The following is a 26,236-nucleotide window of genomic DNA, read 5'->3' as shown; positions in this document are numbered from 1 at the left end:
AGAAATCGACCCATTTCGAGTCGATTTCACAGATGTTTAATATTCAGGATAAAGCGTGAATTTACCTGTTAGAGCTTCAACACGAGCAGCAGCTTCCTTAAGCTTTGCTTCGTCTTCATGATTTTTCAAAGTAAACGCAATGATAGACGCGATTTCGTCCATTTCTTCTAAACCAAAGCCACGGCTCGTAACAGCAGCTGTACCAATTCGGATACCGCTCGTTACAAATGGGCTTTGTGGGTCAAATGGAATCGTATTTTTGTTAACGGTAATCCCTACTTCATCAAGTACCTTTTCTGCGACTTTACCAGTTAAACCAAGTGTCTGCATGTCTAAAAGAAGCAAGTGGTTATCTGTACCGCCAGAAACAAGTCTGACACCCTCTTTTTGCAAACCTTCAGCTAAACGCTTTGCATTGGCAATAATCTGGCCAGCATATTCTTTAAAGCTGTCTTGAAGAACTTCTCCAAACGCTACCGCTTTTGCAGAAATCACATGCATTAATGGACCACCTTGAATTCCAGGGAAGATTGATTTATCAATCTTTTTACCCCATTCCTCTTTAGTAAGGATCATTCCGCCGCGAGGTCCGCGAAGTGTTTTATGTGTAGTAGTTGTGACAAAATCAGCGTATGGTACTGGATTTTGATGAAGTCCAGCTGCAACTAGACCAGCAATATGAGCCATATCAACCATTAAGTATGCGCCCACTTCATCGGCGATTTCACGGAACTTCGCAAAATCGATTTCTCGTGGATAGGCACTCGCTCCAGCAACAATCATCTTCGGCTTGTGCTCACGTGCTTTCGCTAAAACATCATCATAATTAATGCGATGAGTGGTTTCATCTACACCATACTCGACAAAGTTATATTGAACACCACTAAAGTTTACTGGGCTTCCGTGTGTTAAGTGACCGCCATGTGAAAGGTTCATACCAAGAACAGTGTCGCCTTGTTCAAGGACCGTAAAGTAAACAGCCATGTTTGCCTGCGCACCAGAATGCGGCTGCACGTTTACATACTCTGCACCAAAAATCTCTTTCGCACGATTGCGAGCAAGGTCTTCAACAATGTCTACGTATTCACAACCGCCATAATAACGGCGGCCTGGATAGCCTTCTGCATATTTGTTGGTTAACACAGAACCCTGTGCTTCCATTACCGCTTCACTTACAAAGTTTTCTGAGGCAATTAATTCGATTTTCCCGCGCTGACGGCCTAATTCCTGTTGAATCGCTTCAAATACCTGCTTGTCCTGATTAGACAAATGCTTCATGGTAATACCTCCTGTATGTATGAATCTGAATTAACTTTTTGAAAATTCCCTCTATATAATAGCACGTTTCATTCTAAAAGAGAAATGGTGATTCGTAAAATCCTCACTTTTTTTATTTTACCCTATTAAAACGGTAAATAAAACAGTCTATTAACGAACATTAAATTAAATTTTTCACTAATCGTTCGTGTTCCCAATTAACTACAGCTAGAATTCTCCGATGTCTTTTCATACACCGCCCTAGCCCCGCCAATTAGTTTTGGCCGTGTTTTCGCTAACGTTACATGGGCATGTCCAACTTTTTTCTGCGTTACCCTAATGGGTACAGCAACATGTTTCAAGTGCATACCGATAAAGGTTTGGCCAATATCAATTCCTGCGTCTGCTTTTAAAAATTCAACAACAACGGCATCCGAAAATTTTTGAAATGCATAGGTTGCCATCGCCCCGCCAGCACTTCGAACCGGAACAACGGAGACTTCATCCAAACCGCGTTTGTCAGCCTCCACACGTTCGATGACCAATGCTCTATTTAAGTGCTCACAGCATTGAAACGCCAGCGCAACACCTGTGTCTTGTGCAAACAGACTCAATTGACGGAAAATCATCTCAGCAACATCACTTGTACCGGCTGTTCCAATTTTCTCACCAACTACCTCACTCGTACTGCAGCCCACAACAACCAGCTGCCCCGGCTTTAAAGAAGCCTGGGTTTGAAATTCCAAAAGAATGGTTTCAAGCTCTTTTTCCCATACTTGAATCATCGTCTCATCCTACTTCTGCTCGTATTCGCTGATTTTTCCAAGACGAGTAGCATGGCGGCCGCCCTCAAATTCTTCTGTCAGCCAAATTTTAGCAATTTCACGTGCCAGTCCAGGACCGATTACACGCTCACCCATTGTCAGCATATTGGTATCATTGTGGGCACGTGTTGCCTTTGCACTAAATGTATCGTGCACAAGTGCACAACGGATTCCCTTTACCTTATTTGCGGCAATGCTCATGCCAATGCCTGTACCACAGATTAAAATTCCTCTATCAAACTTACCGCTTGCCACCTTTTCAGCAACTGGCAGCGCATAATCCGGATAATCGACGGAGCCTTCACACTCACAGCCAAAATCTTGATACTCAATCCCAAGCTCATCCATTAAACTAGCGATTTCTTTGCGGATATTAACCCCGCCATGATCAGACGCTAATGCTACTTTCATAAATTATTACCTCCCTATTAATCCTTCCTTAATATTGACATACCCGTAAAAAAATATAAAGCCCTCAACACTGAGAGCTTTACATTTTTTCAATTGCTTTTGTTATTAATTTTTCGAGCTCCTGATAGGTCTCTTGGTAGATCGCCACGCTTCCTCCAAAAGGATCGACCACATCCACATCATATTCCTCACCCGTAAATTCTTTTAAAGTAAAAACTTTACCTGCTGTTTCGGGATATTGTTGAAGAATCGCACTCTTGTGGGAAGCCGTCATCGTTAAGATTAAGTCTGCCCAATGAACTGATTCGAAGGTTAGCATATTGGATAAATGATTATGTTCGATCTGATTTTCTTCCAGGACTTTTTTGGCATTTGCAGATGCCTCACTCCCCGTAGCGGCATAGATTCCCGCAGACTTCACTTCTAGACCGTCTATCTTTTTACTTTTTAAAATTGCTTCAGCCATAGGGCTCCTGCAAGTATTGCCTGTACAAACAAATAAAACGCGCTTCATGCGGCATGCCCTCCTTTTTCAATTATGTATCTATACTATCATTTCTACATCACCAATGAAAAAACCTTTCACCGTAAGAAGGAAAGGTTTTATAAAAAAGGATAAAGTAATTTAATCCCAAATGCGAGCAGGATACTTCCTCCAAGCGCTTCGCTATAGGAGCCAATCCAGCCTTGAGCCTTTTTTCCTAATAGTAAGCCAGCCCATGTTAAGATCGTCGCTACAATCCCAAAGCAAATAATCACCAAGATGGTTTTTGCTCCATATATTCCTAACGTAAGCCCGAGGGAAAAACTATCGAGGCTTACACTCGTCGCAAAGACTAATAAGCCAAATCCGACCGGTGTCATCACCGATTGCTCACCCTTCCTGAGGCTTGACCAAATCATTTGCACCCCGAGTACAATCAACAGCAATCCACCGACCACTGACGCAAAAGCACCAAATTTATCAGATAAGAATCGCCCGGCGAGCATACCTACTAGCGGCATCCACACGTGGAATAACCCAATCGTAATCCCAATTTTAAAAATTTGCCGCAGCCTTAACTTGAACATGCCCATTCCCAGACCAACAGAAAAGGCATCCATCCCTAGTGCAAACGCCATTAGTAATAGCGTTACAACTTCCCCAATCATCCCATACACGCTAACTCAACCTCCTCGGACTTGCCCTGATTTAACATATGCACGTCCAAAAGGATTTAGAATTAAGAAAAGCGCAAGGCGCCTGGAGCTGGACAAATCGAAAAAACAGGCCTCCTTGTCGGAGAACCTGCAGTTACTCAGTAATCATTTTGTTCCCGGCGGCCTTTTGTAATCGATTCATGATTGCATGACCTACACCGGTATTCGGAAACATTTCACTAAAGATGATATCCACTTTTTCCTGGTTAAACTTACGTAACGTCTCATAAAGCGCAGTTGCCACACTTTCAAGCTGACTTCTTTTTCCACAAGCGATTACGACGTCACTATGGTAGGACTCCACACTGTCCTCAGTCGCGAGGACTCCGACACGAAGCCCTTCCTTCTGCTTATCTTCTATTAAACTTTGCAGGAAAGCCCGACTTCCATTAACTAAATAGAGTGGTGCGTTCGGAGCATAATGCTGATACTTCATTCCAGGTGCCTTCGGCTTTGAGGCTTCATCAATCAGCGCAGCGTCGAGATGAACTTCACCTACGACAGCCTCTAGCTGCTCCTTCGTCACCCCGCCCGGTCTTAAAATAACGGGAATGTCCTCCGTGCAGTCTAAAACCGTTGATTCTACCCCAACACCCGTCGAGCCGCCGTCAATCACACCAGCAATTTTTCCATTCAAATCCTCAATAACATGCTGTGCATTTGTAGGACTTGGCTTCCCAGAGCTATTTGCACTCGGCGCGGCAATCGGCAGCTGGCATTTTTTCAACAGCGCCAATGCAACAGGATGATCCGGCATTCTAACACCGACCGTATCCAAGCCGGCCGTTGCCTTTTCTGACAGAACTCCATCCTTCTTTTTAAAAATAATTGTTAAAGGTCCCGGCCAAAACGTATCCATCAAAACGGCAGCTTTTTCCGGGATTTCTGTAACAAACGCGTTAAGTTGCTGTTTATCACCAATGTGGATAATCAGTGGATTATCGCTTGGTCTGCCTTTCGCAGCAAAGATCTTTTCCACAGCCACATCACTTTCCGCATTTCCCCCTAAGCCATAAACCGTTTCCGTAGGGAGTGCAACCACTTCATTTTCTTGTAAAAAATGAGCAGCATCCACAACCTGTGGATTATTTTCGAGGTTATCCACATATTTATCCACTTTCCAAACTTTTGTGTCCATAGTTATCCACCTTTATCAAAAGCGCAAATGATATCGAAATTTGCCGAATTTAGGCTCTTTGTCTCATATTCCATTTGAAAGTATAAAAGAAGGTGGGGATAAACACAACCCTTTGTCCACAATTTGTGTATAACTATTCCGAAAAAGTGGATAACTTTGTGGATTAATCCACAATTATAGTGAAAATTTCAAAAATAACGAGTTATCCACATTAAATACATGTCGAATATGCTCTAAGCTATACATTTCCACAGGTAATTGGTCCCGCGCCACCTTCTCAAAACCGAGTAGCTCAAAAAATGGCAATGCCACGCCTTTATTTGTCGCCAAAAACAAACTTCTCAAACCCTTTTCCTTCGCTAATTGCATCATCTGCGTGATCAACAGGACAATATCCTTTTCTGCTTGTCCCTTTGATACGACCAAAGAACGCAATAATCCACACTCTGCAAAGACTTCCATTCCAAGTGTACCCTTAATCGCCCCATCCTCATCCTCTAGCAATAAAAAGAACTCTATCGTTTCCTCAGTTAGCCCATCACATCCAAGGCTCGCCCTCGTCAGAAATTCTCTTAAACCGTTCAAATCCTCTTTAGTCGCACAACGAATAACCGCTTGCATTCCGATCACCTCTTTTATTTGATACTCTATTACTATGAAAATTTGAGAGAGTTAGAACTGGAACTTCTAGTAATAGTATCGAAAAAATAAATAACCAGCCCCATTTTCGGGACTGGCCAACTACTTTTCACTAGATATCTGCGTTAAGTTTGAGATATCTGCATTAATCCAATTATATCTGCGATACCCACTCTTATTTAAAAATACTCTCAAACATTTCTACCACAAAGAACTTTACTTTAACTGGTTCTTCGTCCTCTGCAGTATAAACCGGAGCTTCTTTTGATGTCTTTTTAACATGTGTTTGCTCTTGCTTTACTACTTCTACCTCAACTGGCTCTTTAACTTCAACTTCCTTTTCTACTACAACTTGCGTTACCTCTTCAACTTCCACTTCTTCTTGTACTTGCTCTTCTACTTCAACCTGTTCTTTCTTACTATCTAGATTCTTGTTCACGGAATTCGTAACTTTCTCTTCTACTTTTTCTACTTCTTCCGCAGCTTCTGCAACTTCTGCAACTTCTGCTTCCTTCTCAGCTGCATAAGCTTTATCTTCAAAACCATCACTTTGAACCGCTACTCCATTAGAAAAATCTAAGAAACATAATGGCGGGTAAAGCACACACCACCAATTGGCACCTGTTCCTTCACCCAATGTAATTAAGATTGCTTGATACTCACCTGCTGGGTATAAAAACTCACCATACAATTTTGTCGGAAACTGAACTTTCCCAAACTCGACATTCACACTTTGAGTCGACCCTTGCTCCGCAACAACCTTTTCTGCGATGGCTTGAACTTCTGGAAGCTTTGACGTAAGCACTGTTTTTGCTTTATCCAAAGACGTTAGATCCTGAACCCACAACGTGATTTGTTCATTGACTGCGTCACGGACCTTCCGTTTAATCTCTTGATCCTGTGCACTATCACTATTTGCCAGAATTCGAAGGCGAATCGCCTCTGCCGGAATCACAACCGAATCCTTCGCCACCGCTTCCGTTTTAGGCATATATAAATTTAATATCGTTCCTAACGATAAAATGATTAAATAAGACCAAACTAATACTTTACTGTTCATATTCTCGCACCGTCCCTTCACTATCCTCATTGTGGACAAATGCCAAGAATCTTAAACTAGTAAATTTAAAAAAACTAGATTTCTTTTTACAGGAAAGATCCAAAAGTAAAACCCGCTGCAACGAGCGGGTTTTTATGTGTATTAACGGAAAGTTCCGCCTAATTGCTGCTCGGCCATACTTACTAAACGCTTTGTAATTTCGCCTCCGACAGATCCGTTGGCGCGTGAAGATGTATCGGCTCCAAGCTGTACTCCAAATTCTTGCGCAATTTCAAACTTCATTTGTTCAAGTGCCTGTTCTACTCCTGGAACTAAAAGCTGATTGCTGTTGTTGCTTCTTGCCATTTTGTATCATCTCCTATTGTGTTATTGTATTACACTTATAGTTTGGAAGGGGATAGCTTAGATTATTCGTATTATATCTCTGGTAAGTTTTGGATTCATAGCCTTCCAAAAAGAATGCAAACTAACAGAGATGTTGGCATCTTTTTGGAGGGTGGTGAAACACATGTCTAAACAGAAAAACAAGAAAGTACAGCATAATCCTGCAATGCCCAAAACAGATGTAGAATTTGCGCATACTGGACTTGAAAAAGTCGCTTTAAAAGCCCAAGAACGACAACACAATAAGTAATCACATGATTAGGCGGTGCTTCGGTCACGAAGGATCGCTTTTTTTCGAGAGGCCCTGTTAAAACGGAATGTTGATTTTACTGTGTTTGCATATAAGCGGAGAATTTCCGTTTATTTTGGGAAATACTTATTTTAACCTTAAAAATAAGCGGAGTTTTTCCGCTTATTGTATCGAAATCCATGGAATTTGTCTTATTTAAAGCAGTTAACCGGAATATCTCCGCTTATATATGCTTTTTAAGGTTCCTCTATATACAATAGCCGGAAATTCTCCGCCTATTAATTCTCAACCCTACACGAAAATCAACAACGAATAATAACAGAGCCTTTCCATAAAAAAAAAGCAGAGCCATCACTCTGCTATTTCCGCAAACACCATCCGGTCCTTGCCGTTTATATCATTAAGAACTTCTACCTTCACATTCACAAACGCTTTTTTAAAAAGGTGTGCTACTACCTCTCCCTGACCGGCCCCAATTTCGAAGCCAACCAGCGCACTTGGTGCTATCACTTCCGGCAGCTCCACCATAAAGCGGCGGTAAAAATCGAGTCCATCCTCACCTGCAAACAATGCCCGGTGCGGCTCATGCTCCGTTACCACTACAGACATGGTTTCGATATCACTTACAGGAATATACGGCGGGTTGGAAATCACCACATCAAACTTTTGCCCGCGAAACGGCTGAAGTAAATCTCCTTGAACAAATTCAACATCAGCGCCCAGCAGGCCTGCATTTTTGCGAGCCACCTTCAATGACTCTTCTGCAATATCAGAAGCATATACCGTTAACGAGGGCTGTTCAAGCTTTAGGCTAATCGCAATCGCCCCGCTGCCCGTTCCGATGTCGACCACCTTTAGTTCCCGCTTATTGATACGTTTTAATGTTTCATAAACGAGCTCTTCGGTTTCAGGCCGCGGAATCAGAACCTCTTCATTGACCATAAACTTCCGGCCATAAAACTCTTCGAATCCGATTATGTATTGCACCGGCGTTCCTTTTACATGCTCGTAGACAGCTTTTTCAAATACGTCCCATTGGTCCTGAGGCAGGTCTTCACGAACATTCGCAAATAGCTGCGCCCTTGACATGCTAGTGAAGTGACGAAGTAGCAGCTCACCGGCGTTTTCATCACGATTTGCTTTTTTTAAAAAAGAAGAAGCCCATTGCAGAGCTTCATAGACTTTCTTACTCATCCGAACCACTTTCAAGCTTGCTTGTTTGGTCTTCTAGCGTTAACGCATCGATGATTTCATCAAGCTTACCTTCGATGATTTGATCTAGCTTTTGAAGGGTTAAACCGATTCGATGGTCGGTAACACGGTTTTGCGGGAAGTTGTAAGTACGAATACGTTCAGAACGGTCACCCGTACCAACCGCAGATTTACGAACCTGATCATACTCCGCCTGTGCTTCCTGCTGGAACTTGTCATAAACACGCGCACGTAATACCTTCATCGCTTTATCCTTATTTTTATGCTGCGATTTTTCGTCCTGGATAGATACCACAATTCCAGTTGGAATATGTGTTAAACGAACGGCTGACATCGTTGTATTAACCGACTGTCCACCGGCGCCACTCGAAGCAAATGCGTCAAAACGGATATCTTTATCATGAATCTCAACTTCAACATCTTCTGCTTCCGGCAAGCAAACAACGGTAGCGGTTGAAGTATGAATCCGTCCACCAGACTCAGTTTCCGGCACACGCTGAACACGGTGAGCACCATTTTCAAATTTCAATTTGGAATAAGCACCTTGCCCATTGATCATAAAGCTGATTTCTTTGTAGCCGCCAAGACCAGTTGGGTTCGCGTCGATTAGTTCCGTTTTCCAGCCTTGAGCTTCAGCATAACGGCTGTACATACGGTAAAGTGTACCCGCAAACAAAGCTGCTTCCTCGCCGCCGGCAGCACCGCGGATTTCAAAGATAACGTTCTTGTCATCGTTTGGATCCTTCGGAATCATCAGGAACTTCATTCTTGCTTCTAGTTCCTCGATTTGCTTTTCCAGTTCATTTACTTCTTCCTTGACCATATCACGCATATCGTTGTCGAGCTTCTCCTCAAGCATGGCCTTTGCATCCTTAAGTTGTTCGCGGACCTCTTTATATTCACGATACGTTTGTACGGTCTCTTGTATATCAGATTGTTCTTTTGAATATTCACGAAGTTTCTTTGAATCATTAATAATGGTCGGATCGCTTAAAAGTTCATTTAATCTTTCGTAGCGATCTTCAACGGATTGAAGACGATCAAACACAGTTATTCACCTCTAGTTTTTTTCCATAACATTCTAATTATAGTATAGGTGAAAACCCCCGTCAAAACCAAATTCATCCGGAAAAATTTTTTGGAGTGTTTTTTGAAGGTCTTTAGCACAAAAACGAAAAAACATGCCCTGAAGCCAGAGCATGTTATTGTTCTCTTATTTCAAATGAATAACGCGGTAGGGACTGTTTCAGTTTGGTACGAAGCTTGGCGATGGCGTCATCACGGTTTTGGCCATTCAGCCCTCCTCTGTTATCTACTGTAACGGTCATTCGATCACCTGCGTTGTTAATCCATATCGATTCCGATCTAAAATCACCGGTATCATTTACAATATCTCTGGCTATATCTATATCTCTGCCGGTATTGTTTCTATTTGAGGCGTCGTTCATTCTCGTTCCTGTCAAATTGAGGAAGTTCGGGTTTTGGTCGGACATCGGACCCACATCTTGATTGACACTGTTTGACATATAATTCGGGTTTATCGTGTCTTTACGCAAGTCATAGGCGGTATTCTCAGTGTCATTTCCTTTCATACAAGCTGTTAGCATGACAACAGATAACAACGAAGGGATTATCCACTTTTTCAAAGCTTACACCTCCTACAACTATCTTTCCCAAGAGGTTGAAGGAACGTTCTAGTAAGATTATTCCAAAAAACCGCCTGACGAATCTCAGACGGTTTCCAATCTTATTTCACCACAGGTTCATGTATGCGGTACGATGCAGTTTTAGGTACTTCATGATGGTGACGGCAGCGAGGCTCATATGCTTCTGCAGCCCCAACTAAGATAACAGGATCATGATAAGATGCCGGTCTTCCGTCAATTAAGCGCTGTGTCCGGCTTGATGGCGAACCACAAACACTGCAGACAGCCTGAAGCTTTGTTACCGTTTCAGCAACCGCCATTAAAGCTGGCATTTGTCCGAAAGGTTCGCCGCGGAAATCCATGTCCAGCCCTGCTACGACTACGCGATGTCCGCTGTCAGCAAGCTGTTGAACCACTCTTACAATTCCTTCATCGAAAAATTGCACCTCGTCAATGGCGATAATGTCGATATCCGCCTCTACATGGTGTAAAATCTCAATCGAATGGGAAATCGGCTTCGCATGAAAAGAGTTGCCATTATGAGATACGACAGATTGTTCGCTATAACGATTGTCAATTTTCGGCTTGAAAACTGCTATTTTTTGTTTAGCAAATTGAGCCCTTCTTACGCGGCGGATCAATTCCTCTGATTTTCCTGAAAACATACTGCCGCAGATAACCTCAACCCATCCGAGTTGCTTCATTAAATACATAAATCGGCGTCTCCTTCCTATGTACGAAACCTATTACGTCTATATTTTTAAAATTTAACATGTTTTATTCAATAAAAAACAGGCAAGTAAGTGTTTCTGCTTGCCTGTTTTGTGAAATTATTGTTGTTGCGCGTTTGGATCTTTAAGTCCGTATTTTTTGTTGAAACGGTCTACACGTCCACCAGCTTCAGCGAATTTTTGACGACCAGTATAGAATGGATGACATTCTGAACAAGTTTCAACGCGAATTTCTTTTTTCACTGAACCAGTTTCAAAAGTGTTTCCGCATGCACAAGTCACCTGTACCATTTTATAATTTGGATGAATTCCTGCTTTCATTCTTTTCATCTCCTTCCGCCCTGAATCATTCGAAACAGAGTTATATACATGCCTGTCTTAAAAATCGGCATCAAATACTAAAAACACACTGTTCACATTATAACAAGGTGTATCTATTTTGGCAAGTTGGGTTTTAATGGATTTAAACATTATTCAGCCTTATATAAGGCTGTTGATTTGTGCTCCAGGTGCTTCGCTTTCCGCAGGCGGTTCGGGAAGCCTCCTCGGCGCTAAAGCGCCTGCGGGGTCTCCCCTGTCCCGTCCTCCTGCAGGAGTCTCGCACCTTCCGCACAAATCAACAGGTTCTAAAACCAATAGTATTCCTTCTTAACACAGCATAAAATTCTACGATCTTCTGCCTTTTAATTCTTCCCCAATCTGTGCGAAGAACTCTTCGTTGGATTTGGTTTGTTTTAGTTTTTTCAAGAAGCGCTCGGCAAAGTCTGGTGAGTCGGACATGGATTTTCTGATGGCCCATAGCTTGTCCAGATGGTCTTTTGGAAGAAGCAGTTCTTCTTTTCTTGTGCCTGAGCGGCGGATATCAAGTGCAGGGAATATACGGCGTTCTGCAAGTGCACGGTCAAGATGCAGTTCCATATTACCGGTACCTTTAAATTCTTCGTAAATGACATCGTCCATACGTGATCCTGTGTCCACCAATGCTGTTGCCAGAATCGTTAAGCTTCCGCCTTCTTCTATGTTTCGGGCAGCACCGAAGAAACGCTTTGGACGGTGGAAAGCCGCTGGGTCGATACCACCGGAAAGTGTCCGGCCGCTTGGCGGAATGACTAAGTTATACGCACGAGCTAAACGCGTGATACTGTCCATCAGAATGACGACATCGCGTTTATGCTCAACCAAACGCATAGCACGGTCAAGGACAAGCTCAGCAACTTTAATATGGTTTTCTGGAACCTCATCAAACGTCGAGCTGACAACATCGCCTGCAACCGAGCGCTCAATGTCGGTTACTTCCTCTGGACGCTCATCGATTAACAGGACAATCAATTCCACTTCAGGGTGATTTGTCGTAATACTGTTAGCGATTTCTTTTAACAGCATCGTTTTCCCCGCCTTTGGCGGCGCAACAATTAAGCCCCTTTGTCCAAAACCAACTGGAGCAACTACATCCATAATTCTTGTAGAGATATATTTTGGAGTGGTTTCGAGTTTCATGTGTCTGTTTGGATAGAGAGGAGTTAATGCTGGGAAGTGAACGCGTTCTTTTGCTGATTCTGGGTCTTCACCGTTAACTGCTTCTACATGTAAAAGTCCGTAATAACGTTCGTTTTCTTTTGGAGGTCGCACCTTACCGGATACCTTATCCCCATTTCGAAGATCAAAACGACGGATTTGTGATGCAGAGATATAAATGTCTTCAGAACTTGGAGAATAATTAATTGGGCGTAAGAATCCAAATCCTTCTGACTGGATAATTTCTAGTACGCCTTCCATGAAAAAATAACCTTGCTGCTCCGCACGTGATTTTAAGATGGCAAAAATAAGTTCTTTTTTCGATAACTTACTGTAATACGTCACCTTAAATTCGCGCGCAAGCTCATAAAGCTCTTTCAGCTTCATGTTTTCTAAACTTGATATTGTTAATTCCATAGTACACCACACTTTAAAATTTTTACTCTATTCCGTTCCCGGAGTTACATTAAGTATAATAGAGGGTCTCATCATAATAAAAAAATTGAGGAAATTGTAGAAATGAATAGAATAGCAGAATCTTTTTTTGATAAAACACTATCTATTGTACCCTTAGTGTAAAAAAATAATCAACTGGAAATTTTCTATTTGCGGGGGTCATCTACTCTTATGGAGATAAGAGACTAGAATCTGCTTCTAGCCTCTTACTATAAGTATTTGCTATAAAAAATTATCTAATCACTAAATTCGGTTTCTTTTTCAAGCTGTGACGGCCTTCAACAAAACGAACGGTACCTGATTTGGCACGCATAACGATAGAATGGGTAGAGCCATATGACCCCTTAAATTGAACACCGCGCAGTAATTCACCATCGGTTACACCTGTAGCAGCAAAAATGGCGTCGTCTCCTTTAACAAGGTCTTCCATGCGAAGCACCTTATTGACATCTAGTCCCATTTTCACACAGCGCTCTAATTCGGCATCACTTTGAGGAAGCAATTTTCCGATAATCTCGCCGCCAAGACATTTTAAGGCAACAGCTGAGATCACGCCTTCCGGTGCACCGCCAGAGCCGAATAAAATGTCAACGCCTGTGTTATCAAACGCGGTATTGATGGCCCCTGCTACATCACCATCATTGATCAATTTAATACGAGCACCAGCTTCTCGTAACTGAGCAATAATATGCTCATGACGCGGACGGTTTAACACCGTTGCAACAACGTCTTCAACATCTTTGTTTTTTGCTTTGGCAACTGCCTTTAAGTTATCAAGAACAGAAGCGTTGATATCGATTAGACCTACTGCTTCAGGACCTACTGCAATTTTTTCCATATACATATCAGGTGCATGAAGCAGGTTGCCATTGTCAGCAATCGCTAAAACAGCTAAAGCGTTCCAGCCGCCAGCAGCTAAAATATTGGTACCTTCAAGTGGATCAACAGCCACATCTACACGAGGTCCGTATCCAGTTCCAAGTTTCTCACCAATATAAAGCATCGGAGCCTCGTCCATCTCGCCTTCACCGATGACAACTGTTCCCTTCATCGGGATTGTGTCAAACACATCGCGCATTGCTGAGGTTGCAGCACCATCCGCTTCATCTTTTTTACCGCGTCCCATCCAGCGTGCAGAAGCAAGTGCAGCAGCCTCCGTTACGCGGACAAGCTCCATTGATAGACTTCTCTCCATGTTCCAAGTCCCCCCAAATTTTCTATTATGTATGTCAATATAAATAGTATAACATATTCGGGGGATTAGTATAGCTTATTTACGTATTCTTTAGCTGTTCGACTTCTTCTTTTGATAAAGCTTCACGCCAAACGGTTGCACCAAGCCCATTTAATTTTTCGACGAGCTGGCTATAACCACGGTCAATGTGCTCGAGGCCAGTCACTTCCGTGATTCCTTCGGCCATTAAACCCGCAATAAACAACGCGGCACCTGCCCGTAGATCACTGGCCTTTACTTTTGCACCTTGAAGCTTCACAGGTCCGCTAATAATCGCTGAGCGGCCTTCCACTTTAATGTTCGCATTCATTCTTCTTAATTCATCAATATGTTTAAAACGGGCACCATAAATCGTATCCGTTACCACACTCGAACCTTCAGCTTTCGTTAACAGAGTGGTAAAAGGCTGCTGCAAATCAGTTGGGAAACCAGGATAAACGAGTGTTTTAATATCGACAGACTTCAGCTTATCTGAACCGTTAACAAACACCCGGTCATCGCTTGTTTCAATTTTTACACCCATTTCCCGAAGCTTGGCAATCAACGATTCTAAATGCTGTGGAATGACATTATCAATTAATACACCTTCACCAACAGCCGCACCTAAAATCATATAAGTTCCTGCTTCGATTCGGTCAGGAATAATCGTATGACGGCAGCCATGAAGACTATCAACGCCATCAATACGAATAACATCTGTTCCAGCACCTTTTATTTTTGCGCCCATATTTGTAAGAAGGGTAGCGACATCAATAATTTCAGGCTCTTTTGCAGCGTTTTCAATAATGGTCCGGCCTTTTGCTCGAACAGCTGCTAACATAATATTTATCGTAGCCCCAACACTGACCACATCGAGGTAAATACGTGCGCCGCGAAGCTCGTCCGCACGCAAATAAATAGCGCCCTGCTCATTTGTGACTTGAGCGCCAAGTGCTTCAAAGCCTTTAATATGCTGATCGATCGGACGCGGTCCTAGATGACATCCACCAGGTAAACCAATGACAGCCTTTTTAAAACGGCCAAGCATCGCCCCCATAAGATAGTAAGATGCACGAAGCTTCTTCACTTTTCCGTTTGGCAATGGCATTGAAATCATCGTCGATGGGTCCACCGTCATATCAAAATCATCCGAAAGCTCAACTTTCCCGCCAATTTCCTCGAGCAGGTCCTTCAAAATTTCCACATCGGAAATATCCGGCAGCCCTTCAATTGTTACCGGTGATTCTGCTAAAATGGTCGCTGGTATCAACGCAACTGCACTGTTTTTTGCACCACTTATTCTTACGGTTCCTTTAAGCGGATATCCGCCCGCAATTTTAAGTTTTTCCATTTTCGACTCCCTTCTATGCCATTGGGATGGAATGTGACCTTTTATTAAACAACTAAATTGATAATCCACTTGTCTTTAGGTAATTATTTCCAACAGCAACTTACATAATCCGACAATTTGTCTATCATCTAGTTTACACCAATATTTTATTTTCATGTATCAATATCAAAAAAAGTTTTAAAAAATGGTAAATTTAGCCGTCTTTCCTAAAAATTCAACAAATTTCACAAATTTTCAGTTTATTTATTGCATTTTGAAACCGCCCATTCGTTAAAGGGCGGTTTCAAATTTACTACCAATGTATCAACATAGGATAGTATTTTCAAGAGGACAATGTCCTCAAAAAATTATTAAGCTCTACCTGATGAACCGAATTCGCGCATTTTGCCAATAACAGTTGCTTTGATGGCATCGCGAGCTGGGCCTAAGTATTTACGTGGATCATACTCTTCTGGCTTCGCTGCTAATGTTTCACGAACTGCTTTTGCAGATGCAATTTGGTTTTCAGTGTTTACGTTAATTTTTGCTGTTCCAAGAGAAATAGACTTTTGGATATCATGTGTTGGAATACCAGTACCACCATGTAGTACTAGTGGTAATCCAGTAGCTTGTCCGATTGCTTCCATTTCTGGGTAACCAAGCTTTGGCTCACCTTTGTAAGGACCGTGTACAGAACCTAATGCAGGTGCTAGGCAGTCGATACCAGTGCGCTTAACAAGCTCTTCACACTCTTTAGGATCTGCGTAAATAACGCCTTCAGCAACAACATCGTCTTCTTGTCCGCCAACAGTACCTAATTCTGCTTCAACAGAAACACCTTTAGAATGAGCGTACTCAACCACTTTAGAAGTAGTTGCTACGTTTTCTTCAAACGGATGGTGAGAAGCGTCAATCATAACAGAAGTGAAGCCTGCGTCGATTGCTTCTTTACACTTTTCAAAGCTTGAACCGTGGTCCAAGTGAATTGCTACAGGAACCGTAATTTTGTAATCTTCTAATAAACCTTCTACCATTTTTACAACGGTTTTAAAGCCGCCCATGTAACGAGCTGCCCCTTCAGAAACACCAAGAATAACAGGTGATTTTTCAGCTTCTGCTGCTTGTAAAATAGCTTGGGTAAACTCAAGGTTATTTAAGTTGAACTGCCCAACTGCATAGCCCTCTGCTTTTGCTTTGATGAGCATTTCTTTCATTGAAACTAAAGGCATTTTATTTCCTCCTTGGTATGGTTTATATCCTCTCGAATTAGGGTTTCCTATTAAGGATTTCCTGACATTTTACTGATTATGTATATTCGAGAAAGATAAAGTGACAAGTAAAAGTTCATAAGTATCATACCAAACAGAATCGTAAAATTCCATTAAAGAAACGCAATTTTATAAACGTTCACAATGAAAGCGGCAACAGTTTTCGACAATTACTTTTTTATTGAAGATGCCTAATTTGCTTTTTGAGGAATGTGTTTTCTTACCGCTGCACGAATATCATCAATATCGAACGGCTTTGCAAAATGGGTAATGGCTCCAAGATTTCTTGCCTCTTGAATCATATCAAGTTCACCGTAAGCCGTCATAATAATCACGCGAATATCCGGGTCAATGACTTTCATCCTCTTTAAAATTTCAATACCATCCATACCCGGTATCTTCATATCCAATAGGACGAGATCTGGGTCATGCTTCGTAACAATATCGAGTGCCTGTATTCCATTTGCCGCCTGGAAGGTTTGATATCCTTCCTTTGAGAACACCTCATTTAATAAAATGCGGATCCCAAATTGATCGTCAACAATTAAAATTTTCTCCTTCATAACTCCACCTCTTTCACCCTAGTTTTATCTATAAATGATTCCTATATCTTCCACTAGTTAATCTTCGACATTACCGCTAAAAATCCTCTATTTGGTTTGAGGTATTTTATGGTAATTGTCTTTTCATTATAAACGGCTATAATATTTTTGTGAAGGAGGGGTTTTGATTGATGAAAATGTTTACGACCCAATTGACCGGATTATTTAAGCGGATTGAAGAAAAAGAGGAGTTTTCCTTTGAGGACGGTGCCCGCCTGCTCGCCCAGGGTCAGAATATTTATGTTGTTGGCTTTAAGGAAATGAAGGCAGTTGAGTTTGAAGCTTTAGAGGGCGCAGAACCATTAAAAGGCGCTTTAACAAATGTCGATGCTGCGACCAGTGCCGACAGGGTGATTCTGTTTACACGTCATTCCGATGACCTGGAAGCTGTGGAATTAGCTGTTGGGCTTCATGAAAAAGGTGTTCCCTTTGTAGCCGTATCCACATCGGTATCGGAGGACGGAAAACTTGAAGAATTAGCACATGTTCATATTAATTTACAGCTTAAAAAGGGATTGTTGCCCGATGATTTCGGAAATCGCTATGGATATCCGTCTTCAATGGCAGCTTTGTACGTTTATTATGGCTTAAAATTTACAATTGATGAGATTTTAGCGGAATATGAGTGATAAGGAACGACCTTGATGGGGTCGTTTTTTTGTTTTGGACTATATTTAGGGGGTTATGGACCATTTTAGAAGGGTTTTGGACCTTTTTTAAGGGGTTTTGGACTTTTTTCAGTATGTTTTGGACTTTTTTGAAAGGGTTTTGGACTTTTTAACATTTTATGGAAACAACAACCATAAAAAAGGCCAGTCCTCCGACAAAGAGAACTGGCCCAACTATCTTATTTTTGCAAAGAAGCTTTAATAAAATCACGGAATAGCGGCTGTGGACGTGTTGGTCTTGAGACAAATTCCGGATGGAACTGAGACGCAACAAACCATGGGTGATCTTGAAGCTCAATAATCTCAACTAAACGGCCGTCTGGGCTTGTACCAGAGAAGACAAAGCCTGCTTCTTCCATTTCTTGACGATAATGATTGTTAAATTCATAACGGTGGCGGTGACGCTCATATACCACTTCATCCTCATAGGCAGCGAACGCTTTTGTGCCCTCAACCACTCGGCATGGATAAAGACCTAGTCTCAATGTTCCGCCTAAATCTTCAACATCCTTTTGTTCAGGAAGTAAATCAATAATTGGATGTTTCGTTTCAGGGACAAACTCTGCAGAGTGCGCCTCTGAGTAACCAAGAACGTGGCGTGCATATTCAATCGTTGCCAGCTGCATTCCTAAACAAATACCAAGGAAAGGTTTTTTCGTTTCACGTGCGTAACGTGTTGCCTGGATTTTCCCTTCAACCCCGCGGTCACCAAAGCCGCCAGGAACAAGGACTCCATCCACGTCATCCAAAAGTTCTGCGACATTTTCAGCTGTCACATGTTCAGCATTAATCCACTTAATTTCTACATCGGCATCAAACGCATAGCCTGCATGCTTCATCGCTTCAACAACAGAAATATACGCGTCCTGAAGTTCAACATATTTACCAACAAGACCAATGCGTGTTTTACTTGAAAGATTTAAAACCTTATCAACTAATGCTTTCCATTCGGTCATTTCTGGTTCTGGTGTTGTTAGCTTCAAGTGGTCACAAACAATTTGGTCCATATGCTGCTCTTGAAGCGCCAATGGAATTGAATAAAGCGTATCTGCGTCACGGCATTCAATAACGGCTTTTGCATCGATATCACAGAACAAAGCAATTTTATCCTTCATATCCTGTGAAACTGGCATTTCTGTACGAACGACGATGATATTTGGCTGAATACCAAGACTGCGAAGCTCTTTTACACTGTGTTGTGTCGGCTTCGTCTTCATTTCGCCCGCCGCTTTAATATAAGGAATTAATGTACAGTGGATGTACATGACGTTAGAGCTCCCGATATCACTCTTGATCTGACGGATAGCTTCTAGGAATGGAAGCGACTCAATATCCCCTACTGTTCCACCAATTTCAGTGATAACAACATCCGCATTTGTTTCATTACCCGCACGAAAAACACGTTCTTTGATTTCATTCGTAATGTGTGGAATAACCTGAACCGTTCCGCCTAAGTAATCACCGCGGCGTTCTTTACGTAAAACAGTAGAATAGATTTTCCCAGTCGTCACGTTACTGTACTTATTTAAGTTAATATCGATAAAACGTTCATAGTGTCCTAAGTCTAAATCCGTTTCCGCGCCGTCACCGGTTACGAACACTTCGCCGTGCTGGTAAGGACTCATTGTTCCTGGGTCCACGTTAATATAAGGGTCAAATTTTTGAATCGTAACATTTAACCCGCGATTTTTTAACAACCGTCCTAAAGAGGCTGCGGTAATTCCTTTTCCTAACGATGAAACCACACCGCCAGTTACAAAAATATACTTAGTCATAAATAAATCCTCCTCTAAATCAGTTTGCGCAATCTTCATGTTGTTTAAGGCTTGTTTTATAAAAAAATTTTATTAGTAAAGATTGCCGAAAGAGCTGTGTATCATTGGCTGACAAAATAAAAAAGCACTCCGCTTACGCAATGTAAGGGGAGCGCTCAATAAGCAAATTATGATCCGTTCCTTTTAAAAGGAGCCCAAAAAAGATTCTACAAGCCGAGAGATAAAAAGTCAAGCCTATAATAGGTCGCCCTCTTCATCCTCAACTTCATCTAAATCTTCTTCCTCATCATCAATGACTTCGTCAAGATCTTCTTCTTCATCAAGATCGAATTCATCGTCATCATCGATTACATCATCGTCATCGTCCAAATCATCGACATCGTCGAGGTCATCAAGGAGATCGTCCTCTTCGTCGTCTAGGAGATCATCTTCATCGACGAAGTCATCCAGTTCCTCGTAATCCTCATCAATATCATCGAAGTCTTCAAGTTCGTCTTCATCGACAACCTTCTTCGCCTTTTTCTTCTTAGGTTTAATAACGGTAACCACTTCTTCTTCCTGTGTATCGATTGGATACCATACGCGAAGACCCCAGCGGTTATCACCTAATGAAAGAAAACGGCCATCGATATTTATATCTGTATAGAATTGTGCAATTCTTGATTTGATTTGTTCCTCTGTGATTTCTGTAGCTGCAGCAATTTCTTTAATTAAATCGTGGAAGGCAATTGGTTGTTTGCTGCCTTTTAGAAATTCATACGCCATCTCAATGAGGGATAACTCTTTTAATTGCTCTTTTGAGAAATTTTGTAAACTCAATATCGGCACTTCCTTTCTCTATTTAACACTCTATAAAATGAGTGATAACGGGCAAAAATTTTAGCACCAGAGTGCTAGTTTTTTGACATATTCTTCATTATAAACAATATTCTCCCGTTTATGCTAGTTCTATCTACTGTTTTGCTTGATTTTTTCCCGTTTTGGCTGGTTATCATCAGGTTTTTCCTCTTTTTTTAGCATTTTCAGCTCTTTCAGTGCCTTTAACAAGAAGAAAATTGCCAGTACTAGAAAGGAAATGGCACCTAATTGGTGTTGATAGAGATAGTATAACGGCCAGGCAAATAGTATAAAAAATAAAAACGTATTGTTTATCTTCATTGTCAACACCTGCCCCGGGATCCATTGATGTTCGTTCATCTATTATATAAGAAAAATAGCCAATTTTAGTACTAGTAGAAAAATTATTTTTACACAAAAAACAATGGCTTAGTTTAGCATAAGCCATTGTTATAAGAATTACATATTCCTTCTATATTGCCCGCCTACTTCGTATAGTGCTTTTGTGATTTGGCCGAGGCTTGCTACTTGTACGGTTTCCATTAGTTCTGCAAAAATATTTTGGTTGTTCACTGCTGCTGCTTTCAAGCGTTCTAATGCTTTTGCAGTTTCCGCTGAATGTGCTTGTTGGAAGGCACGTAAATTGGTAATTTGCAATTCTTTTTCCTCATATGACGCTCTCGCCAGCTCCATGCTGTCAATGTCTTCTTCTGAAGGAGGATTTGGATTTAAATACGTATTGACGCCGATAATCGGAAGCTCACCCGTATGCTTCTTCATTTCATAGTACATCGATTCATCTTGAATTTTTCCGCGTTGATACTGCGTCTCCATCGAACCAAGCACACCGCCGCGGTCATTTAAGCGTTCAAACTCTTGCAGAACGGCTTCCTCCACAAGGTCCGTTAATTCTTCAACAATAAAGGAACCCTGGAGTGGATTTTCATTTTTCGTTAACCCATGCTCTTTTGTAATAATCATCTGAATTGCCATCGCGCGGCGAACGGATTCTTCAGTCGGTGTTGTAATCGCTTCGTCGTAGGCATTGGTATGAAGGGAATTACAGTTATCGTGCAACGCCATCAATGCCTGCAGCGTTGTACGGATATCATTAAAGTCAATCTCTTGTGCGTGCAAGGAACGACCGGATGTTTGAACATGATACTTAAGCTTTTGGCTGCGCTCAGCCGCACCATATTTATCGCGCATAACTGTCGCCCAAATGCGGCGTGCCACCCGTCCAATAACGGTATATTCAGGATCCAAACCGTTGGAGAAAAAGAACGATAAGTTTGGCGCAAAATCATCAATCTTCATTCCGCGGCTTAAATAATACTCCACATAGGTAAAACCGTTTGAAAGTGTAAACGCCAGCTGCGAAATAGGGTTAGCGCCTGCCTCGGCAATATGATAGCCAGAAATCGAAACAGAATAATAGTTACGCACCTGCTTATCGATGAAATACTGTTGAATATCGCCCATCATCCTAAGCGCAAACTCCGTTGAAAAAATACATGTGTTTTGACCTTGGTCTTCTTTTAAAATATCCGCTTGTACCGTACCGCGGACGGTTTTTAACGTATAAGCCTTTACTTGCGCGAATTCCTCAACGGTCAACACGCGGCCAAGCTCTTCTTCTTTCTTCTTCACCTGCTGATCAATCGCCGTATTCATGAACATCGCTAAAATAATCGGCGCAGGGCCATTTATCGTCATCGACACGGATGTAGATGGATGACAAAGATCAAAGCCATCATAAAGTTTTTTCATATCATCCAGCGTACAAACGTTGACTCCGCTTTCACCAATTTTCCCAAAAATATCCGGACGATAATCCGGGTCTTCCCCATACAATGTCACCGAGTCAAATGCCGTACTTAAACGTTTCGCTGTATCATCTTTTGAAAGATAGTGGAAGCGGCGATTCGTTCTCTCTGGCGTTCCTTCCCCGGCAAATTGACGTTTCGGATCTTCCCCCTCACGTTTGAACGGGAACACTCCCGCTGTAAACGGATAAGAACCTGGTACATTTTCGCGATACACCCAGCGAAGGATCTCTCCGTAATCTTTATACCTCGGTAAAACCACCTTTGGAATATCGATGCCAGAAAGACTCTTTGTTTTTAGAACGGTAATAATCTCTTTATCACGGATTCTCGTGACAAATTTATCCGCTTTATATGCAGCCTTTGTTTTCTCCCAGCCGTTGAGTATTTTTTTAGACTCTGGTGTTAATTTCTCTTCTGTTGCTTGCTTAATCGTCTCGAGGGAAGCAAGAACATCTCCGTTTGCATCTGTCTCTTTAACCGCCGCAATGGCGCCTTCGAGCTGAAATATTTTTCGGGCAATATTTGCCTGTTCTTCAGCCTTTTGATGGTAGCGGCGGACTGTATCCGATATTTCCCGGAGATAATAACGGCGGTCTGTTGGAATGATCACATTTTGTTTTTCTACTAACGCGTGTTTAGTAAAAGAGGTAACCCAATTGGTACCCATTTTTTCATTTACTTTTTCAATTAACGCCGCAAACAGGGCATTGGTGCCAAGATCATTAAACTGGCTAGCAATCGTACCATATACAGGCATTTCACTTGTGTCTTTTTCGAACAGCATATGGCTGCGCTGGAATTGCTTTTGCACCTGACGAAGTGCATCTTCAGAACCCTTGCGCTCAAATTTATTAATGACAATTAAGTCCGCAAAGTCAATCATATCAATTTTTTCCAGCTGTGTAGGTGCACCGAATTCACTGGTCATGACGTAAAGGGAAACATCACAAATTTCGGTAATCTCCGCGTCTCCCTGACCGATACCGCTCGTTTCGACAATTACTAGGTCAAAGCCAGCTGCCTTCACGACTGAAACGGCGTCTTTAATCGCAAGCGATAGTTCTGATTTTGAGGATCGGGTGGCCAGGCTTCGCATATAAACATTTGGATTAAAGATAGCATTCATTCGAATCCGGTCGCCTAATAATGCGCCGCCTGTTTTTTGCTTGGTCGGGTCAACGGATAGAATCGCCACTTTTTTATCCGGCAGTTCATTGATAAATCGGCGTATCAATTCATCGGTTAATGAACTTTTACCCGCTCCGCCTGTACCGGTGATTCCGACAACAGGAATCTCCTTTGTTAACGATTTTACTTTTTCAAGAAGGCTTTCAGCAGCCGCAGCCGCTTCCCGGTTGCTATCAACATGAAGCTCGGCAAGGGTAATTAATTTTGATATTGCATTAACATCACCAGTAGGCAGCTTTTCGATATGCTCAGCATGATCAGCCGTAACGGTCGGGAAGTCACATTCCTCCAGCATCCGGTTAATCATCCCTTGAAGCCCCAGCTTCCTTCCATCCTCAGGTGAAAAAATCCAGGCAATTCCGTAATCATGAAGCTCCTTAATCTCACGCGGGATAATGACACCGCCGCCGCCGCCATAAATGCGGATGTTCGGCGCACCCTTTTCCTTCAGTAAATCGTACATATACTTAAAGTATTCAACATGCCCGCCCTTGGTAAGAAGAAATCGCGATTCCCTGCGCGTCCTCTTGAATCGCCGCATTGACAACCTCTTCGACCGAACGGTTATGGCCAAGATGGATGACCTCTGCTCCGCTCGCCTGCAGAATTCTTCTCATAATATTAATCGAAGCGTCGTGACCATCAAACAAACTAGACGCCGTTACAAAACGAATATGATGCTTCGGCTGATAAACCTCCGTCGTGCTCATTTGTCTCCCCCTTTGTTTGGAAAAATTCACTTCGTAATCGTCCCTTTTTGCAATGCCTTACTTACTCCGTTAATCCCTGAAAATAAATACTCCGTTTGCATTTCAATGTATTCTTCTAAGGTAAATAATTTTTGCAGTGTCCAGCGGCGGAAACTCCACATTTGCCCCTCGACAATAATCGTATGAGAAAGGATTCTAATTTGCTTTTCAGACAAATTCAGTTCGCCGTTTTCCACACACAGAGTGATGAGTTTTTCGAACATCGCCGCCATTTCATTTTCCTTATTCAATACATAGGGAAGGGCATCCTTGGTGAGCGATTTGGCCTCTTGATACATGACCAAGATTTCCTCCTGCATTTCATCAATAACCCGAAAATAGTTGGCAATCCCATGCTTCAGGCTTTCCAGTGTGCCTTGCTTATGCTCAAGGTCCTCCTGAAGCCGCTCGCTTACGTGGTCATAAATACTATCACAAACTAGGTAAAGAACATCTTCCTTCGTACGAATATATTCATATAAGGTTCCTATGCTAAAACCTGCTGCCTTCGCTATTTCCCTTGTCGTCGTTCGGTGGAACCCTTTTTCTTTAAAAAGTGATACGGCCCCTTTGATCATCTGATCCCGTCTTCTTTGTACAAGGCGTTCATCTTTTACTGAAGCCTGCACTTCTCGCTTTTTCATCCCCGATACCACCTTGCTAGCTCCAGCGCCTAGGGGCTCGTGGAAAAAGAAAGTCGCTTTTTCCTCGGTCATAAGCCAATCCGTCAAGAAGGTTAAAGAACAACCTTCTCGCCGGCTCGTCTTATGCCTTTCGCCCCTGTGCACTAAGGAAAGCTACTTAGATTAATCCTCACAGGAACAAGGCTTGGCTTGTTCCGAAGGCGCTTCCGCTTTTATATTTATTTCGTTACCATTCTCGAGATAACGAGGCGTTGGATTTCCTGTGTTCCCTCGTAAATTTGCGTGATTTTTGCGTCACGCATGAATCTCTCCACTGGGTAATCCTTGGTATAACCGTACCCGCCAAATACCTGTACGGCTTCCGTAGTCACCTTCATCGCTGTGTCGCCAGCAAATAATTTTGACATTGCTGATTCTTTACCGTACGGCAGACCCTGCGACTCAAGCCATGCCGCTTGATAGGTTAATAGTCTTGCTGCTTCAATATTTGTCGCCATATCCGCAAGCTTGAAGGCAATTCCTTGGTTTGCAGCAATTGGTTTCCCAAACTGCTGGCGTTCTTTTGAATAGTCGACCGCAGCGTCAAGCGCACCCTGTGCAATTCCAACCGCTTGCGCTGCAATCCCATTACGGCCGCCATCAAGCGTCATCATCGCAATTTTGAAACCTTCCCCCTCTTCACCCAATCTGTTGGTGACAGGCACCTTGCAATCTTCAAAAATAATTTCGGTTGTTGGTGAAGAACGAATGCCAAGTTTCTTTTCTTTTTTCCCTACTGAGAAGCCTGGTGTATCACTTTCAACAATGAATGCGGTGGTTCCTTTTTGTTTGCTCGATGGATCTGTTAAGGCAAAAACCACGTAAATATCGGCTACTCCGCCATTCGTGATGAAAATTTTTGAACCATTGAGGACGTAATGATCGCCTTCACGTCTTGCTGTTGTTCTCATCCCGCCGGCGTCCGAACCGCTGCCTGGTTCTGTTAACCCGTACGCTCCGATTTTTTTTCCTTCCGCCATCGGACGAAGGTATTGTTGTTTTTGTTCTTCGGAACCGAATTTATAGATTGGCCAGCCCGCTAGTGAAGTGTGTGCGGATAATGTTACGCCTGTTGACGCACAAACTCTTGAGAGCTCTTCAACTGCAATACAATATGCTAGAAAATCGCTGCCGATGCCGCCGTACTCCTCTGGCCACGGAATCCCTGTTAAGCCAAGCTCCGCCATCTTGTCAAAAATCTCACGGTCAAACCGCTCTTCCTCATCACGCTCAGCCGCTGTTGGAGCGACCTCATTTCGAGCAAAATCCCGAACCATTTTCCGAATCATCTCATGTTCTTCCGATAAGCGAAAATTCATTATATACGTCCTCCTTAAGGGTAACTGCTCTCATTAACCGTACAGTTTTTAC

General features: G+C 42.4%; 27 protein-coding genes and 1 pseudogene. 3 read left to right on the top strand and 25 right to left on the bottom strand.

Going from position 1 to position 26,236, the window contains the following annotated elements:
- Positions 1-36: 36 nt before the first annotated feature.
- The 9 genes from glyA to QFZ28_RS03115 form a co-directional block, all read right to left on the bottom strand.
- Positions 37-1,278 carry a serine hydroxymethyltransferase gene (gene glyA, locus QFZ28_RS03155; RefSeq protein WP_307193301.1) on the bottom strand — a complete coding sequence of 414 codons (1,242 nt, stop codon included), beginning with the start codon at positions 1,276-1,278 and terminating at the stop codon, positions 37-39.
- A 197-nt stretch (positions 1,279-1,475) separates the two neighbouring features.
- Complete coding sequence (locus QFZ28_RS03150) at positions 1,476-2,042, bottom strand: TIGR01440 family protein (RefSeq protein ID WP_307193300.1); 567 nt, start codon at positions 2,040-2,042, stop codon at positions 1,476-1,478.
- A gap of 9 nt (positions 2,043-2,051) precedes the next feature.
- Positions 2,052-2,492, bottom strand: coding sequence for a ribose 5-phosphate isomerase B (gene rpiB, locus QFZ28_RS03145; protein ID WP_307193299.1), 441 nt, complete (start codon positions 2,490-2,492; stop codon positions 2,052-2,054).
- Positions 2,493-2,571: 79 nt separating this feature from the next.
- A complete protein-coding gene (locus QFZ28_RS03140) occupies positions 2,572-3,006 on the bottom strand; it encodes a low molecular weight protein arginine phosphatase (RefSeq protein WP_307193298.1) in 435 nt (144 codons plus the stop codon).
- A gap of 89 nt (positions 3,007-3,095) precedes the next feature.
- Positions 3,096-3,653, bottom strand: a complete 558-nt coding sequence (locus QFZ28_RS03135) for a manganese efflux pump MntP (protein WP_373428035.1) — start codon at positions 3,651-3,653, stop codon at positions 3,096-3,098.
- Positions 3,654-3,786: 133 nt separating this feature from the next.
- On the bottom strand, positions 3,787-4,830 hold the full coding sequence (locus QFZ28_RS03130) for an L-threonylcarbamoyladenylate synthase (RefSeq protein WP_307193297.1): 1,044 nt from the start codon (positions 4,828-4,830) through the stop codon (positions 3,787-3,789).
- A gap of 174 nt (positions 4,831-5,004) precedes the next feature.
- Positions 5,005-5,451, bottom strand: coding sequence for a GNAT family N-acetyltransferase (locus QFZ28_RS03125; RefSeq protein WP_307193296.1), 447 nt, complete (start codon positions 5,449-5,451; stop codon positions 5,005-5,007).
- Between the two features lie 193 nt (positions 5,452-5,644).
- Positions 5,645-6,529, bottom strand: coding sequence for a stage II sporulation protein R (spoIIR, locus tag QFZ28_RS03120; protein WP_307193295.1), 885 nt, complete (start codon positions 6,527-6,529; stop codon positions 5,645-5,647).
- A 141-nt stretch (positions 6,530-6,670) separates the two neighbouring features.
- The gene (locus QFZ28_RS03115; protein WP_307193294.1) at positions 6,671-6,874 is read right to left on the bottom strand and encodes an alpha/beta-type small acid-soluble spore protein; all 204 of its coding nucleotides are present in this window, start codon (positions 6,872-6,874) and stop codon (positions 6,671-6,673) included.
- 163 nt (positions 6,875-7,037) lie between these two features.
- Here QFZ28_RS03115 and QFZ28_RS03110 point away from each other — a divergent pair, with 163 nt between their 5' ends.
- Positions 7,038-7,163 carry a hypothetical protein gene (locus tag QFZ28_RS03110; RefSeq protein ID WP_257029233.1) on the top strand — a complete coding sequence of 42 codons (126 nt, stop codon included), beginning with the start codon at positions 7,038-7,040 and terminating at the stop codon, positions 7,161-7,163.
- A gap of 351 nt (positions 7,164-7,514) precedes the next feature.
- Here the strand turns inward: QFZ28_RS03110 and prmC are convergent, their stop codons facing one another.
- From prmC to rpmE, 5 genes are all read right to left on the bottom strand, one after another.
- Positions 7,515-8,357 carry a peptide chain release factor N(5)-glutamine methyltransferase gene (prmC, locus tag QFZ28_RS03105; protein WP_307193293.1) on the bottom strand — a complete coding sequence of 281 codons (843 nt, stop codon included), beginning with the start codon at positions 8,355-8,357 and terminating at the stop codon, positions 7,515-7,517.
- Positions 8,350-9,423: a peptide chain release factor 1 gene (gene prfA, locus QFZ28_RS03100; protein WP_307193292.1), complete on the bottom strand. Its 1,074-nt coding sequence runs from the start codon at positions 9,421-9,423 to the stop codon at positions 8,350-8,352. The genes prmC and prfA overlap by 8 nt, the downstream gene beginning before the upstream one ends.
- 154 nt (positions 9,424-9,577) lie before the next feature.
- Positions 9,578-10,021, bottom strand: a complete 444-nt coding sequence (locus QFZ28_RS03095) for a hypothetical protein (protein WP_307193291.1) — start codon at positions 10,019-10,021, stop codon at positions 9,578-9,580.
- Between the two features lie 101 nt (positions 10,022-10,122).
- Entirely contained in the window at positions 10,123-10,734 is a 612-nt protein-coding gene (locus QFZ28_RS03090; protein ID WP_307193290.1) for a thymidine kinase, read from the bottom strand.
- 117 nt (positions 10,735-10,851) lie between these two features.
- Complete coding sequence (gene rpmE / locus QFZ28_RS03085) at positions 10,852-11,073, bottom strand: 50S ribosomal protein L31 (RefSeq protein ID WP_045515911.1); 222 nt, start codon at positions 11,071-11,073, stop codon at positions 10,852-10,854.
- A 118-nt stretch (positions 11,074-11,191) separates the two neighbouring features.
- On the opposite strand from rpmE, the gene QFZ28_RS03080 reads away from it, so the two are divergent.
- Positions 11,192-11,404, top strand: a complete 213-nt coding sequence (locus QFZ28_RS03080) for a hypothetical protein (RefSeq protein WP_307193289.1) — start codon at positions 11,192-11,194, stop codon at positions 11,402-11,404.
- A gap of 14 nt (positions 11,405-11,418) precedes the next feature.
- On the opposite strand, the gene rho is transcribed toward QFZ28_RS03080, so the two are convergent.
- From rho to QFZ28_RS03055, 5 genes are all read right to left on the bottom strand, one after another.
- A complete protein-coding gene (gene rho, locus QFZ28_RS03075; protein WP_307193288.1) occupies positions 11,419-12,684 on the bottom strand; it encodes a transcription termination factor Rho in 1,266 nt (421 codons plus the stop codon).
- Between the two features lie 271 nt (positions 12,685-12,955).
- Positions 12,956-13,918, bottom strand: a complete 963-nt coding sequence (glpX, locus tag QFZ28_RS03070; RefSeq protein ID WP_307193287.1) for a class II fructose-bisphosphatase — start codon at positions 13,916-13,918, stop codon at positions 12,956-12,958.
- A gap of 79 nt (positions 13,919-13,997) precedes the next feature.
- Positions 13,998-15,287 carry a UDP-N-acetylglucosamine 1-carboxyvinyltransferase gene (locus QFZ28_RS03065; protein WP_307193286.1) on the bottom strand — a complete coding sequence of 430 codons (1,290 nt, stop codon included), beginning with the start codon at positions 15,285-15,287 and terminating at the stop codon, positions 13,998-14,000.
- A 350-nt stretch (positions 15,288-15,637) separates the two neighbouring features.
- Positions 15,638-16,495 (bottom strand): class II fructose-bisphosphate aldolase, encoded by an 858-nt coding sequence (locus QFZ28_RS03060; RefSeq protein WP_307193285.1) that lies wholly within the window; start codon positions 16,493-16,495, stop codon positions 15,638-15,640.
- Between the two features lie 230 nt (positions 16,496-16,725).
- Complete coding sequence (locus QFZ28_RS03055) at positions 16,726-17,097, bottom strand: response regulator (protein ID WP_045515921.1); 372 nt, start codon at positions 17,095-17,097, stop codon at positions 16,726-16,728.
- A gap of 167 nt (positions 17,098-17,264) precedes the next feature.
- Between QFZ28_RS03055 and QFZ28_RS03050 the strand changes: the two genes are divergently transcribed.
- The gene (locus tag QFZ28_RS03050) at positions 17,265-17,765 is read left to right on the top strand and encodes a DUF2529 domain-containing protein (RefSeq protein WP_307193284.1); all 501 of its coding nucleotides are present in this window, start codon (positions 17,265-17,267) and stop codon (positions 17,763-17,765) included.
- Between the two features lie 218 nt (positions 17,766-17,983).
- Here the strand turns inward: QFZ28_RS03050 and QFZ28_RS03045 are convergent, their stop codons facing one another.
- The 6 genes and pseudogenes from QFZ28_RS03045 to QFZ28_RS03020 form a co-directional block, all read right to left on the bottom strand.
- Positions 17,984-19,579, bottom strand: coding sequence for a CTP synthase (locus tag QFZ28_RS03045; protein WP_307193283.1), 1,596 nt, complete (start codon positions 19,577-19,579; stop codon positions 17,984-17,986).
- A gap of 234 nt (positions 19,580-19,813) precedes the next feature.
- Positions 19,814-20,398 (bottom strand): DNA-directed RNA polymerase subunit delta, encoded by a 585-nt coding sequence (gene rpoE, locus QFZ28_RS03040; RefSeq protein ID WP_307193282.1) that lies wholly within the window; start codon positions 20,396-20,398, stop codon positions 19,814-19,816.
- Positions 20,399-20,527: 129 nt separating this feature from the next.
- Positions 20,528-20,737 carry a hypothetical protein gene (locus QFZ28_RS03035; RefSeq protein ID WP_307193281.1) on the bottom strand — a complete coding sequence of 70 codons (210 nt, stop codon included), beginning with the start codon at positions 20,735-20,737 and terminating at the stop codon, positions 20,528-20,530.
- Positions 20,738-20,875: 138 nt separating this feature from the next.
- Positions 20,876-24,143, bottom strand: a pseudogene (icmF, locus tag QFZ28_RS03030) (fused isobutyryl-CoA mutase/GTPase IcmF).
- Between the two features lie 26 nt (positions 24,144-24,169).
- Positions 24,170-24,826 (bottom strand): TetR/AcrR family transcriptional regulator, encoded by a 657-nt coding sequence (locus QFZ28_RS03025; protein WP_307193280.1) that lies wholly within the window; start codon positions 24,824-24,826, stop codon positions 24,170-24,172.
- 218 nt (positions 24,827-25,044) lie between these two features.
- A complete protein-coding gene (locus tag QFZ28_RS03020; RefSeq protein WP_307193279.1) occupies positions 25,045-26,184 on the bottom strand; it encodes an acyl-CoA dehydrogenase in 1,140 nt (379 codons plus the stop codon).
- Positions 26,185-26,236 lie beyond the last annotated feature (52 nt).

It is taken from the genome of Neobacillus niacini (assembly GCF_030817695.1).
In the GTDB taxonomy this organism is placed as follows: domain Bacteria; phylum Bacillota; class Bacilli; order Bacillales; family Cytobacillaceae; genus Neobacillus; species Neobacillus niacini_F.
This window is presented reverse-complemented; position numbering and strand designations above follow the sequence as displayed.

Bases quoted from the DNA above. Each gene is read 5' to 3' on its own strand.
- glyA (WP_307193301.1), bottom strand. From the start codon at position 1,278: ATGAAGCATTTGTCTAATCAGGACAAGCAGGTATTTGAAGCGATTCAA.
- QFZ28_RS03150 (WP_307193300.1), bottom strand. From the start codon at position 2,042: ATGATTCAAGTATGGGAAAAAGAGCTTGAAACCATTCTTTTGGAATTT.
- rpiB (WP_307193299.1), bottom strand. From the start codon at position 2,492: ATGAAAGTAGCATTAGCGTCTGATCATGGCGGGGTTAATATCCGCAAA.
- QFZ28_RS03140 (WP_307193298.1), bottom strand. From the start codon at position 3,006: ATGAAGCGCGTTTTATTTGTTTGTACAGGCAATACTTGCAGGAGCCCT.
- QFZ28_RS03130 (WP_307193297.1), bottom strand. From the start codon at position 4,830: ATGGACACAAAAGTTTGGAAAGTGGATAAATATGTGGATAACCTCGAA.
- QFZ28_RS03125 (WP_307193296.1), bottom strand. From the start codon at position 5,451: ATGCAAGCGGTTATTCGTTGTGCGACTAAAGAGGATTTGAACGGTTTA.
- spoIIR (WP_307193295.1), bottom strand. From the start codon at position 6,529: ATGAACAGTAAAGTATTAGTTTGGTCTTATTTAATCATTTTATCGTTA.
- QFZ28_RS03115 (WP_307193294.1), bottom strand. From the start codon at position 6,874: ATGGCAAGAAGCAACAACAGCAATCAGCTTTTAGTTCCAGGAGTAGAA.
- QFZ28_RS03110 (WP_257029233.1), top strand. From the start codon at position 7,038: ATGTCTAAACAGAAAAACAAGAAAGTACAGCATAATCCTGCAATGCCC.
- prmC (WP_307193293.1), bottom strand. From the start codon at position 8,357: ATGAGTAAGAAAGTCTATGAAGCTCTGCAATGGGCTTCTTCTTTTTTA.
- QFZ28_RS03090 (WP_307193290.1), bottom strand. From the start codon at position 10,734: ATGTATTTAATGAAGCAACTCGGATGGGTTGAGGTTATCTGCGGCAGT.
- rpmE (WP_045515911.1), bottom strand. From the start codon at position 11,073: ATGAAAGCAGGAATTCATCCAAATTATAAAATGGTACAGGTGACTTGT.
- rho (WP_307193288.1), bottom strand. From the start codon at position 12,684: ATGGAATTAACAATATCAAGTTTAGAAAACATGAAGCTGAAAGAGCTT.
- glpX (WP_307193287.1), bottom strand. From the start codon at position 13,918: ATGGAGAGAAGTCTATCAATGGAGCTTGTCCGCGTAACGGAGGCTGCT.
- QFZ28_RS03065 (WP_307193286.1), bottom strand. From the start codon at position 15,287: ATGGAAAAACTTAAAATTGCGGGCGGATATCCGCTTAAAGGAACCGTA.
- QFZ28_RS03060 (WP_307193285.1), bottom strand. From the start codon at position 16,495: ATGCCTTTAGTTTCAATGAAAGAAATGCTCATCAAAGCAAAAGCAGAG.
- QFZ28_RS03055 (WP_045515921.1), bottom strand. From the start codon at position 17,097: ATGAAGGAGAAAATTTTAATTGTTGACGATCAATTTGGGATCCGCATT.
- QFZ28_RS03045 (WP_307193283.1), bottom strand. From the start codon at position 19,579: ATGACTAAGTATATTTTTGTAACTGGCGGTGTGGTTTCATCGTTAGGA.
- QFZ28_RS03035 (WP_307193281.1), bottom strand. From the start codon at position 20,737: ATGAAGATAAACAATACGTTTTTATTTTTTATACTATTTGCCTGGCCG.
- QFZ28_RS03025 (WP_307193280.1), bottom strand. From the start codon at position 24,826: ATGAAAAAGCGAGAAGTGCAGGCTTCAGTAAAAGATGAACGCCTTGTA.
- QFZ28_RS03020 (WP_307193279.1), bottom strand. From the start codon at position 26,184: ATGAATTTTCGCTTATCGGAAGAACATGAGATGATTCGGAAAATGGTT.